General features: G+C 44.7%; 11 protein-coding genes and 1 tRNA gene. 7 read left to right on the top strand and 5 right to left on the bottom strand.

The window, feature by feature from the left end; translation table 11 throughout:
* Positions 1–339: 339 nt before the first annotated feature.
* Positions 340–424 (bottom strand) — tRNA-Leu (locus AB4517_RS20585).
* A 194-nt stretch (positions 425–618) separates the two neighbouring features.
* Between AB4517_RS20585 and AB4517_RS20580 the strand changes: the two genes are divergently transcribed.
* Positions 619–1,095 (top strand): RDD family protein, encoded by a 477-nt coding sequence (locus tag AB4517_RS20580; protein ID WP_372149714.1) that lies wholly within the window; start codon positions 619–621, stop codon positions 1,093–1,095.
* Between the two features lie 64 nt (positions 1,096–1,159).
* Here AB4517_RS20580 and lptG read toward each other — a convergent pair whose 3' ends face one another.
* Together lptG and lptF are read right to left on the bottom strand one after the other, a co-directional pair.
* Positions 1,160–2,230, bottom strand: coding sequence for an LPS export ABC transporter permease LptG (gene lptG, locus AB4517_RS20575; protein WP_017058938.1), 1,071 nt, complete (start codon positions 2,228–2,230; stop codon positions 1,160–1,162).
* Positions 2,231–2,233: 3 nt separating this feature from the next.
* Positions 2,234–3,334, bottom strand: coding sequence for an LPS export ABC transporter permease LptF (lptF, locus tag AB4517_RS20570; protein ID WP_017058937.1), 1,101 nt, complete (start codon positions 3,332–3,334; stop codon positions 2,234–2,236).
* 192 nt (positions 3,335–3,526) lie between these two features.
* Between lptF and pepA the strand changes: the two genes are divergently transcribed.
* From pepA to AB4517_RS20545, 5 genes are all read left to right on the top strand, one after another.
* Positions 3,527–5,047, top strand: coding sequence for a leucyl aminopeptidase (pepA, locus tag AB4517_RS20565; protein ID WP_017058936.1), 1,521 nt, complete (start codon positions 3,527–3,529; stop codon positions 5,045–5,047).
* 99 nt (positions 5,048–5,146) lie between these two features.
* Complete coding sequence (locus AB4517_RS20560; RefSeq protein WP_017055302.1) at positions 5,147–5,596, top strand: DNA polymerase III subunit chi; 450 nt, start codon at positions 5,147–5,149, stop codon at positions 5,594–5,596.
* Between the two features lie 102 nt (positions 5,597–5,698).
* Positions 5,699–8,572 (top strand): valine--tRNA ligase, encoded by a 2,874-nt coding sequence (locus tag AB4517_RS20555; protein WP_372149712.1) that lies wholly within the window; start codon positions 5,699–5,701, stop codon positions 8,570–8,572.
* Between the two features lie 228 nt (positions 8,573–8,800).
* Positions 8,801–9,205: a DUF2061 domain-containing protein gene (locus tag AB4517_RS20550; RefSeq protein ID WP_017058933.1), complete on the top strand. Its 405-nt coding sequence runs from the start codon at positions 8,801–8,803 to the stop codon at positions 9,203–9,205.
* A gap of 47 nt (positions 9,206–9,252) precedes the next feature.
* A complete protein-coding gene (locus AB4517_RS20545) occupies positions 9,253–9,747 on the top strand; it encodes a GNAT family N-acetyltransferase (protein ID WP_017066666.1) in 495 nt (164 codons plus the stop codon).
* Positions 9,748–9,796: 49 nt separating this feature from the next.
* Here the strand turns inward: AB4517_RS20545 and AB4517_RS20540 are convergent, their stop codons facing one another.
* Together AB4517_RS20540 and rraB are read right to left on the bottom strand one after the other, a co-directional pair.
* Positions 9,797–10,591, bottom strand: a complete 795-nt coding sequence (locus tag AB4517_RS20540; protein ID WP_017058931.1) for a glycosyl hydrolase 2 galactose-binding domain-containing protein — start codon at positions 10,589–10,591, stop codon at positions 9,797–9,799.
* Between the two features lie 125 nt (positions 10,592–10,716).
* Positions 10,717–11,133 carry a ribonuclease E inhibitor RraB gene (gene rraB, locus AB4517_RS20535; protein ID WP_017058930.1) on the bottom strand — a complete coding sequence of 139 codons (417 nt, stop codon included), beginning with the start codon at positions 11,131–11,133 and terminating at the stop codon, positions 10,717–10,719.
* A 576-nt stretch (positions 11,134–11,709) separates the two neighbouring features.
* On the opposite strand from rraB, the gene AB4517_RS20530 reads away from it, so the two are divergent.
* The coding region (locus tag AB4517_RS20530; RefSeq protein WP_372149710.1) for an arginine deiminase family protein at positions 11,710–12,512 on the top strand (803 nt) is incomplete at its 3' end.

The raw sequence follows: 12,512 nt of genomic DNA, 5'->3' as shown, positions 1-12,512 counted from the left end.
TAGGCGGACTGATTGGACAGGCATTCTTGCCGCCACCGTGAAGGCAATGCTTCCTATACCCCAGATACAACAAAGCCCCGATTTTCATCTAGGCTTTGTCATTTAAATATGGTGCCGGTAGGTGACTTGACTGGGCTTGCATCCAAGCCGACACGCTGGATTTAAAATTCACAAACGCCCAAAACGACGAAAGGTCGCTATAAAAGCGACCTTTCTATGTTTGGTACCGGTAGGCGGACTGATTGGACAGGCATTCCTGCCGCCACCGCGAAGGCAACGCTTCCTATATCCCAGATACAACAAAGCCCCGACTTTCGTCGAGGCTTTGTCATTTAAATATGGTACCGGTAGGCGGACTTGAACCGCCACGCCCGAAGGCAACGGATTTTGAATCCGTCGTGTATACCAATTTCACCATACCGGCATTATCTTGGGGCATTGCCCTTTCGATGTTTGGCATTATACGTATGCGAACTGATGTGGCAAGTATAAAAACTTGAATTCATGTGTGTTTGCCGATAATTTCGCCACTAAGTCATAAGCTGTGCGTCATGTCTCTTTTCAGGCTAAGCCTTAAACTATATTCTGACGCCTCAATTTTTAAAGAAGTAATAACACATGACATCAACAAACACTCTGCCACCAGCAGGAGTCATGCGCCGATTTGGTGCCTTGTTCTACGACGCTCTGATCGTAATCGCTATTGAAATGTTGGCGGCTGGCGTCATTGTCGCTCTACTGCACGCGCTCATGGCTCTCGGCATTTTTAACCACAGCGGTTATGCCGATGTTAGTGACTTCTTAACCAACCATCCGATTTGGAGCCCTGCATATACCTTTTACTTATTCGCCGTTTGGGTATATTTCTTCGTGTTCTTCTGGACTAGAGCTGGTCAAACTCTCGGCATGAGAGCTTGGAAGCTGCGCGTTCAAAACAAAGATGGCTCAGCGATCACAGTAACTCAGGCGCTGATTCGTTTAGGTACTTCAGGTTTTGGACTGGCAAACCTATGTGTTCCATTCGATCCTGAAAAACGTGGCTTTCACGATATCTGGGCAAAGACCGAAGTCGTTGTGTTACCACAAGCACGATAATGTGATTTAAGTTAGCTCCAATCAAGATCAAAAAAGGAAGGCGTTATGCCTTCCTTTTTACTATTTACAGTTTCCGCCTCAAGAGCATGATGGCAATTCCAAGGAACACCACGCTCGGGGCTATTGCGCCGAAGGCGGGTGGTATTTGATAAACCAAACTCACTGGGCCAAAGAACTCACTGGATATATAGAAGGTAAAGCCAGCAATAACACCTGACAAAATCCTCGCACCCATGGTCACACTACGCAAAGGACCAAAGATAAACGACAGTGCCATCAACATCATAACCGCGATCGAAATTGGCTGGGTTATCTTTCTCCACAGCGCCAATTCATAGCGTGATGCATCTTGCTCTGACGCCTTCAGATAAGAAACATAATCATACAACCCACTTAACGATAGCTCTTCTGGTTTAACCGTTACTATCGCCAACTTATCTGGAGCTAATGACGTTTCCCAAGAGTAAGTCGGTAAACTTTCTTTAGTAATTTGAAGTTCGTTTTCAAAAGACGTGATCTCTACATCCTTCATCGTCCACACGTTGTCTCCAACGTAATCAACTTCGTCAGAATAAATAGCGGTTTTAAGTGCCTTGTTTTCATCAAAGCGCCACATGTTCATTCCATATAGCTTCTGGTCATCGATTTTGACAATGAAGATGAAGTCATTGGCATCACGAGCCCAGACACCACTTTGCGTCGAAATAATATTACCACCAGCAATCGAGATAGTTCTTAAATCACGAGCCATTTTCTGCGCTTGAGGTGCTCCCCATTGACCAAGCAATGTCACCACGATCATCAGTGGAATAGCTGTTTTAAGTACTGATAGGCCGATATCTAACTTAGAGAAACCAGCTGCCTGCATAACGACAAGCTCAGAACTTGCAGCAAGCATACCAAGCCCTATCAATGCGCCAAGCAATGCAGCCATTGGAAAGAACATTTCGATATCACGAGGGATACTCAATAAAACGAAATACAGCGCTTGTAATAGATCGTATGTACCACGGCCAACTTTTCTTAGCTGTTCTACATATTTGATGATCCCAGAGAGACCAACAAACGTCACCAATACCAGTGACGTCGTTGCGATGATGGTTCTGCCTATATATAAATCGAGAATCTTAAACACGGCTTAAGCCAACCTCTTATTCTTGAATTTTTCTTTCAAACGCCTTACTGGCACGCTATCCATAAAGTTGGCACCAATCGCGACAAATAACAATAACGCATTGATTGGCCACATGCCGATTACCGCAGGAATGCTCCCCTCTTCGATTGAAGACTTGGTTGCACTGATTGCTAAGAAATAGGTGAGATAAATCAGTATTGCTGGGCCGATTTTCGCAAAACGACCTTGTCGAGGGTTTACCGCAGACAGTGGCACGACAAGCATGGTCAACAATGGAATACAAAGTACCAAAGAAATACGCCACTGCAACTCTGCTTTCGCACTATTATTTGAGTTACCAATCAGTTCAAGCGTAGGGATCGCTTCCCAGTCTCGACCTTTCTTCTCAACTTCACGCTGACCAATCAGGCCTTCGTATTCTTCAAAGTGCGTCACCCTGTAGTCGAGGCGAGTTGGAATGCCTTCATGACGAGTACCATCGTACATTACGATCACTTGGCGACCATCACTGAGCTCTTTTACATCACCTGACTTCGAGAACATCACACTTGGCAGTACAGAATCACGCGGACGCATTTGAGCTACGAACACGTTTTCTAACTTATTACCGTCGATATCATCAATAAACACGACAGAAGAGCCATCCGGCGTACCTTCAAACTTACCTTTTGGTAGCAAATCAACGCTGTTCTCTGCAGCTACTTCTTCATACATTTGTTCAACTTTGTCTTGTGACCAAGGAGATAACCAAAATGAGTTAAAGGCTGCAACAGATGCCGTAATTAAAGCGAGGTAAAGCGCAGATTGGATCAGGAATTTATTACCGATACCGGTGGCGTTCATGACCACTATTTCACTTTCAGCGTAAAGGCGGCCAAAAGTAAGCAAAATACCAATATAGATACTGAGTGGAAGCATCAATAGGCCCATCGCTGGCATATTTAAGCCAACAATCGACAATATAAGACTCGCAGGGATATCACCATCAGAGGCATCCGCTAAAACACTGATGAATTTTTGGCTGAGAAACACGAGAAAGAGAACAAAAAAGATCGCAAATTGGCTCTTGATTGTCTCGCGGATCAAATATCTAACAATAATCACGCTCAAATTACCTATACAAAACTTGTTTTTTTGATTGAATCACTATAATTTCCCGTTGAACCTTTTATTTTTTTAAATTTTTAGCTAAGTGTTAGCGTTCTTCTTTAAGGTTAGTTCCATTATAGGATCCAACAAGTAAGAACCCATTATCTAACATTTAGTTCGATTTGTCTTCAGGATGTAGGAGTACGCATGGAGTTCAGTGTAAAAAGTGGCAGCCCAGAGAAACAGCGCAGCGCATGTATCGTTGTCGGTGTATTCGAACCGCGCCGCCTTTCTCCAGTAGCCGAGCAATTAGATAAGATTAGCGATGGCTACATTAGTTCACTGCTTCGTCGCGGTGATCTAGAGGGTAAACCTGGCCAGATGCTACTACTGCATCAAGTACCTGGTGTACTTTCAGAACGTGTTCTACTGGTAGGCTGTGGTAAAGAACGTGAGCTAGGCGAGCGTCAATACAAAGAAATTATCCAAAAAACCATCAGTACACTAAACGAAACAGGTTCTATGGAAGCTGTATGCTTCCTTACAGAACTTCACGTTAAAGGTCGCGACACTTATTGGAAAGTTCGCCAAGCGGTAGAAGCGACTAAAGATGGTCTTTACACATTTGACCAATTCAAGAGCAACAAGCCAGAGACTCGTCGCCCACTACGTAAATTGGTATTCAATGTACCAACACGTCGCGAATTGAGCCTGGGTGAGAAAGCAATCTCTCACGGCCTTGCTATTGCTTCAGGTGTAAAAGCGTCTAAAGATCTAGGCAACATGCCACCAAACATCGCAAACCCTGCTTACCTTGCTTCTCAAGCTCGTCGTTTAGCCGACGATTACGAGACAGTGAAGACTAAGATCATTGGCGAAGAAGAGATGGAAAAACTGGGTATGACATCATACCTAGCAGTTGGCCGTGGCTCTAAAAATGAATCGATGATGTCTATCATGGAATACAAAGGCGCTCCGGATCCAGATGCGAAGCCGATTGTATTAGTAGGTAAAGGTCTGACTTTCGATTCAGGCGGTATCTCGCTTAAGCCTGGTGAAGGCATGGATGAGATGAAGTACGACATGTGTGGTGCGGCGTCTGTATTCGGTACAATGAAAGCACTGGCTAAGCTGAACCTGCCTATTAACGTGGTTGGTATCCTAGCCGGTTGTGAAAACATGCCGGGCAGCAATGCTTACCGTCCAGGTGATATCCTAACGACAATGTCAGGCCAAACGGTTGAAGTACTCAACACTGATGCTGAAGGTCGCTTGGTTCTATGTGATGCTCTAACTTACGTTGAGCGTTTTGAACCTGACTGTGTTGTCGATGTTGCTACGCTAACTGGCGCATGTGTTATCGCTCTAGGTCACCACATCAGTGGCGTTCTATCGAACCACAACCCACTTTCTCACGAACTTGTTAATGCTTCAGAGCAAGCAAGTGACCGTGCATGGCGTCTACCAATGGCAGACGAGTACCATGAGCAGCTAAACAGCCCATTCGCTGATATGGCGAACATCGGTGGCCGTCCTGGCGGCACAATCACTGCTGGTTGTTTCCTGTCTAAATTCACTAAGAAGTACCACTGGGCACACATCGACAGTGCTGGTACAGCTTGGAAGTCAGGCGCAGCGAAAGGCTCGACAGGTCGTCCTGTCTCAATGCTAGTCCAATTCTTATTGAACCGCAGCGGCCAAGAGACTGAAGAGCAATCTTCAAAATAATGAAAAGGGCCTACGGGCCCTTTTTTAATAAGCGCTATTTGTTAGAGTCGATTGACCCAGTAAGATGAATAGCCACGATTTCCAGTTCGAGTATTAAGCATGCAGACAGCTACGTTTTACATAGTGTCATCAGACAGCCCGCAAGCCAGTGAAGAAGGTTTTGCTCACTATGTGCTGTTTCTTGCTCAGCACTTTGCGAAACAAGGCGCTAAACTTTACCTCAACTGTAATGACAAAGAACATGCCGAGCGTATCGCAGAGATTTTCTGGCAAGTTGAACCCAGCGAATTTATTGCGCACAACTTAGTTGGCGAAGGGCCGAAATATTCAACCAACATTGAAATCGGCTACCAAGGTGTAAAACACAATTGGAATCGTCAGCTGGTAATTAATCTGGCCGATAATCATACAACCTTTGCGAACGCCTTTGCTCAGGTGATAGACTTCGTCCCTTGCGAAGAAAAAGCTAAGCAACTCGCTCGAGAAAGGTATAAAATTTACCGTCAAGCTGGATATCAGCTACAAACTATCGAGATTCAACATCCATAGTCAAACCTCATAGTTAAAGCTATCTTTGGATTTAGATTCAAGAAGCTTCACTTATGAAGTTTGACCACGATTAACCATTCACAGTATCCGTTTAAGAGCACTATGGAAAAGACATACAACCCAACATCAATCGAACAAGCTCTGTATAAGACTTGGGAAGAGAAAGGCTACTTTAAGCCACACGGTGACACATCAAAAGAAGCTTACAGCATCATGATCCCGCCACCGAACGTCACTGGCAGCCTACACATGGGTCACGCGTTCCAAGATACGATCATGGATACGCTTATCCGTGCTCAACGTATGAAAGGCAAAAACACGCTTTGGCAAGTGGGTACTGACCACGCTGGTATCGCAACTCAAATGGTTGTTGAGCGTAAGATTGCTGCCGAAGAAGGCAAAACAAAACACGACTACGGCCGTGAAGCTTTCATCGACAAGATCTGGGAATGGAAAGGCGAATCAGGTGGCACGATCACTCAACAACTTCGTCGTCTTGGTGCATCTGTAGATTGGGATCGTGAACGATTCACTATGGATGACGGCCTATCGGCTGCGACTCAAGAAGTGTTTGTTCGTCTATACGAAGAAGACCTAATCTACCGTGGTAAACGTCTAGTAAACTGGGATCCTAAACTGCACACGGCAATCTCGGATCTTGAAGTTGAAAACAAAGACAAAAAAGGTTTCATGTGGCACTTCCGCTACCCGCTAGCGAACGGTGTCAAAACGGCAGATGGTAAAGACTACATCGTTGTTGCGACGACTCGTCCTGAAACCATGCTTGGCGATACTGGTGTTGCTGTTAACCCAGAAGATCCTCGTTACAAAGATCTTATCGGCAAAGAAATCCTACTTCCTGTTGTAAACCGTCTTATCCCTATCGTAGGCGATGAGCACGCAGACATGGAAAAAGGCACGGGTTGTGTGAAGATCACTCCAGCTCATGACTTTAACGATTACGAAGTGGGTAAGCGCAACAACCTACCGATGATCAACATCCTAACGTTCAATGCTGATATCCGTGATGCTGCTGAAGTCTTCACGACTAACGGCGAAGAAAGCGATGTTTACTCAACAGGTATCCCTGCTAAGTACCAAGGTATGGAGCGTTTTGCTGCACGTAAAGCTATCGTTGCTGAATTCGATGAGCTTGGTCTTCTTGAAGAGATCAAAGATCACGACCTGACTGTCCCTTACGGCGACCGTGGTGGCGTGGTTATCGAACCAATGCTGACTGACCAATGGTACGTGCGCACAGCACCTCTTGCAGAACCTGCAGTTAAAGCGGTTGAAGATGGTCAAATCCAATTCGTACCTAAGCAGTACGAAAACATGTACTTCGCGTGGATGCGTGACGTGCAAGACTGGTGTATCTCTCGTCAACTTTGGTGGGGCCACCGTATCCCAGCATGGTACGACAACGATGGTAAAGTTTACGTAGGTCGCACTGAAGAAGAAGTTCGTGAAAAGAACAACCTAGCACCTGTTGTTGTGCTTAAGCAAGACGACGACGTACTGGATACTTGGTTCTCTTCTGCACTTTGGACGTTCGGCACACAAGGCTGGCCTGAAGATACTGAAGCACTGAAAACATTCCACCCATCTGAAGTACTAGTATCTGGTTTTGATATTATCTTCTTCTGGGTTGCTCGTATGATCATGATGACCATGCACTTCGTGAAAGACGAAGATGGCAAGGCTCAAGTACCTTTCAAAACTGTTTACATGACAGGTCTTATCCGTGATGAAAACGGCGATAAGATGTCTAAGTCGAAAGGTAACGTACTTGACCCAATCGACATGATTGACGGCATCGGCCTTGAAGAGCTAGTAGAGAAGCGTTGTGGCAACATGATGCAACCTAAACTGGCTGCTAAGATCGAAAAGAACACACGTAAAACATTCGAAAACGGTATCGAACCCTACGGTACTGACGCACTGCGTTTCACTCTTGCTGCTATGGCTTCAACTGGCCGTGACATCAACTGGGACATGAAGCGTCTTGAAGGTTACCGTAACTTCTGTAACAAGCTATGGAACGCAAGCCGTTACGTACTGATGAACACAGAAGAGCACGACTGTGGCATGTCACTGTCTGTAGAAGACCGTGCAAACATGGAATTCTCTCTAGCCGATAAGTGGATTGAGTCTCAGTTTGAAGTTGCAGCGAAAGAGTTTAATGCTCACCTAGACAACTACCGTCTAGACATGGCAGCAAACACGCTTTACGAATTCATCTGGAACCAATTCTGTGACTGGTACTTGGAGCTAACTAAACCTGTTCTTTGGAAAGGTACTGAAGCTCAACAACAAGCGACTCGTTACACGCTTATCACGGTTCTTGAGAAGACTCTGCGTCTTGCTCACCCTGTTCTTCCTTACATCACTGAATCTATCTGGCAGAGCGTTAAGCCGCTAGTAGACGGCGTTGAAGGCGAGACAATCATGACTCAAGCGCTTCCTCAGTTTAATGAAGCTAACTTCAATGCTGAGATCGTTGACGACATCGAATGGGTTAAGACTTTCATCACTGCTATCCGTAACCTACGTGCGGAATACGACATTGCACCAAGCCAAGGCTTAGAAGTAATGATCAAGGTTGCTGATGAGAAAGATGCCGCTCGTATCGAAGCGAACAAGATCGTTCTTACTTCTCTAGCTAAGCTAGACGATATTAAAGTTCTAGCTGATGGTGAAGATACTCCTGCTTGTGCAACTAAACTGGTTGGCAAATCTGAGTTGATGATCCCCATGGCGGGTCTTATCGACAAAGATGCAGAGCTTGCTCGTCTAGATAAAGAAGTCGCTAAGACTCACGGCGAGATTAAACGTATCGAAGGTAAGCTAGGTAACGAAGGTTTCGTTGCTAAAGCACCAGAAGCAGTTATCGCGAAAGAGCGTGAAAAGCTTGAAGGCTACAAGGAAACTCTTGTTAAGCTTGAAGAGCAAAAAGCGACAATCGCTGCGCTTTAAAACCGAGTGAACGAGAAGGCTTCAAACTTCTCGGTCTAAATAGAAAGGTTGGTCTTGGTGACCAGCCTTTTTTTATGTCCCTGATTCCAATATTCCAATGCTTCTCACTCTAGCCGCACTGATTGATAGGTTTCATCTATCAAATTAATCTCTACTTCCCATTATACTTAATGATAATAATTCTCAATAATAGACCTATCAAAACAACACAACGACTGAGTAATTATCATGAAAAAGACACTAACCTTTGCTGCATTACATTTTACTATCGCATTTAGTGTCGCTTATGTACTAACAGGCGACATCTTAATTGGTAGCTTAATCGCTATGATTGAGCCCTCTGTGAATACTGTTGCCTTCTATTTTCATGAAAAGGCGTGGGCTCAAGTTCCAGCTCTTAAAGCTCGCCAGTGGATGACCAAATTAAAAACAGCAAGCTTTGCTACCATCCACTTTAGTGTTGCCTTTACCGTTGTCTACTTGTTGACTGGAGATGCTTTCATAGGCGGCGTGATGGCTTTGCTAGAGCCAACTTTAAATACCGTTGCTTACTACTTCCACGAGAAAGTCTGGTTACGTAAATCAGGCGACCAAATGGCACAACAACAATTCTGTTTGCACCAACATGCTTAGTCACCATATATTGGGTCACATATTAGTGACCCTTTCATAGGCAGATCATGGAACAAATTGCTGAGTTCACCCTTAGACCCATTACACCGCAAGACAACCCAAGCATCGCACAAATCATTCGCCAAGTTTCGGCTGAGCATGGACTCACAGAAGATAAAGGTTATGGCGTAGCCGACCCAACACTCGATGATATGTACTCTGTCTATAGCCAAGCGAATGCAATGTACTGGGTTATCGAACACAACGGAAAGATCGTCGGAGGCGGTGGCTTTGCCCCTCTAGCAGGTAAACCCAATGTGTGTGAGCTACAAAAGATGTACTTCTTACCGCAAACTCGAGGGCATGGCCTAGCCAAGCGAATTGTCGCTTTGAGCTTAAAGCAAGCCAAGCAACTTGGGTATCAACACATGTATTTAGAAACGACGAAGTGCTTGGGTGCTGCGGTCAAACTCTATGAGAAGCTTGGGTTTGAGCATCTTGAGTCAGCTTGGGGAGAAACAGGCCACGACGCTTGTGAGGTTGTCATGGCCAAGTCGTTATAAGCAGAATGCGCCGCTATAGCGAAAGAAGATAACGCTAAAATATACGGAGTTAACGTAGAAAGTTACTGACGCAAGAAGTTGGGTTCAAGGCAACAAAAGAACTCTCTTCTTGCCCATCAAGTACCACTTCTAATGGGTATAGATACTTGGGGTTAGGATTCTCAATATCAAAAATGATAGGAGCTTCGACCTGGAACACGACGCCAGTATGTTCAGCGCGTACATCAATCGGCATCACGAGAGTCATACCATTAAACTTGATGGATGCCGATACTAACCCCGCCTTTAGCGTTTGATAGATAACATCCACTTTAAACTCACAGCCACCACCGTGGTGCCAGATCTGCTCTGTGACAACTTGCTCTAGCTTGACGTTTCGAACGAACTGCAGGTATGGCGCTTGCCAAATCCCGATGCGTGAATCAGATTTAGCGATAGCCTGTGAAGATACAGAGTCATCCATGTCTTCTTCAAGCAATAGGCTCTCCTCTTCTTCAAGGAAAAGGATCTCGAAACGGTTTCGGCCGGACTGCATATAAGGACGGATATCTTTACGGTATTCAGCTTGGCTACCATCACAATCAAAAACAGCCACACCATTAAGTCGAACTTCAGCAAAATAATCGACTCCAGCCATCACTAACTCAACAAATGGACACGCTAACATAGCGTCATCCACTTCGATGTCGTGCATCAGGTGCCACTCTTGCTCTGCAATTTGACTTTCACTCAAGCTATCAGGGAGCTTTGAGCTTAACGGAGCCGGAAAGGTGATGTCATCTTGTGGGATAGAGAGATCCGTCAGTGGCGAAATTTGCCAAAGACCATCGAGAAGCAACCGCATATCATTCCTTGAGCTAGATCAATTTTGACCGCATTATAATGAATGAATGCATATAAAGACATTTATTTTTCTGAGGGTAAAAAAATGCCAGCTCGAGGCTGGCATTTTTTAAAATTGGGAAAGAATTACTCTTCGCCTTCATCATCTTCGTCTGGGTAGATAGCATCTTCACCTTCGTAGTAAGTGCCCCAACCGTCGTAGATAATGTCAAACTTCTCTGCAAGGTTTACAAGCTTCTCAACTTGCTCATCAATCGCTTCTGCATTCAGAGTACATTGCATCGTTGCATCACAACAAAGTAGCTTATTGCCATCTTCGTCTTCTGTCTCTTCAGCTTCAAGCACTTCAAAGCCCATTTTGAATGCTTCAACAACCGCTTTCTCAAGCACATCGAAATCTTCAGCAAATAGGTGATGCTCGATATCGTATAGAGCTTCAGGATCGCTACCATCTTCAATTAATGCTGTAATGATGTCGCGAGTCTCTTCCTTTTGAAATTCAATTAATTCCGCTACTGATAGATATTCATCTTCGTGAGACATGTGTCTGCTCCAGAGTGTTGACTATGAAAAGATCAAATTTGATTGTCACGAAATATGGCACGGATCGTCCAGAAAAGCCACCCAGATCAGGCCTAGAAAGGTAAGTTTATCGCGAGATCGCAGCGCCAATATCAATTCAAAAGTGAAATCAAAATCACAGAAACAAATTTTCAACATTTTATTAACTACGCCGTATTTTAGCATTTCGTTTTTGTGGCCACTTTAGGGCTTATTGAATAAAACTTGCGTGATTAGTCACGTTAGGTGCATACGCTAAACCGCTTTTGGGGTGCATAAATCCTCAGCTTGTTATCAAAAAGTGCATAATAGTGAATAAAAAATCACGATTAATAAGCAAAATTCAATTCTAACAAGCCACGAATTGAGCATAGATCCTCAAAAACGTTGTTCCGTTCGATAGCCAGTTAGTTGGAATTTAATCTGTATAAACTTAAAAATCACAGGTTTTATGACCAATTATTACCCAAATACCTTGTATTAACTCAATCTACAAAACTTGCATATTACGGACAAGCTTGTCATAAATAGACGCTGGATTAATAGTAAGGATGCAAAATGAGTAAGCTGTACGTTGGCTCCGAAGTCGGTCAATTGAGACGAGTTCTCCTAAATAGACCTGAAAGAGCACTCACCCACCTCACCCCTTCAAACTGTCATGAGCTTCTATTTGATGATGTACTTGCCGTTGAAGCCGCTGGTGAAGAACATGATGCCTTTGCAGAAACGCTGCGCAGCCAAGACGTAGAAGTACTACTGCTGCATGACCTGCTAGTAGAAACGCTTGCCGTATCTCAGGCTCGTGAGTGGTTGCTGAATACTCAAATCTCAGATTTCCGTTATGGGCCGACTTTCGCCCGTGACTTAAGAAACTACCTTGCTCAAATGGATAATGAGCATCTAGCAACGATCTTACTCGGTGGCTTGGCCTACTCTGAGCTTCCTATCAAATCATCATCGATGCTGCCTAAAATGCATCGACCACTCGATTTCGTTATCGAGCCACTGCCTAACCACCTATTTACGCGAGATACTTCTTGCTGGGTTTACGGTGGTGTATCGCTTAACCCAATGATGAAGCCTGCACGTCAACGTGAAACGAACCACCTGCGTGCTATCTACCGCTGGCACCCAGTGTTCGCAGGCCAAGATTTCATTAAGTACTTTGGTGACGAAGACCTTCACTACGACAACGCTAACATTGAAGGCGGTGACGTACTGGTTATCGGTAAAGGTGCGGTACTGGTTGGTATTTCAGAGCGTACGAAACCACAAGGTGTCGAAAACCTAGCGGCTAGCCTATTTAGATCAGGCCAAGCGAGCGAAGTGATTGCGATCGATCTACCAAAACACCGCTCTTG

It is taken from the genome of Vibrio sp. 10N.222.52.C3, from assembly GCF_041474195.1.
GTDB lineage: Bacteria > Pseudomonadota > Gammaproteobacteria > Enterobacterales > Vibrionaceae > Vibrio > Vibrio crassostreae_C.
This window is presented reverse-complemented; position numbering and strand designations above follow the sequence as displayed.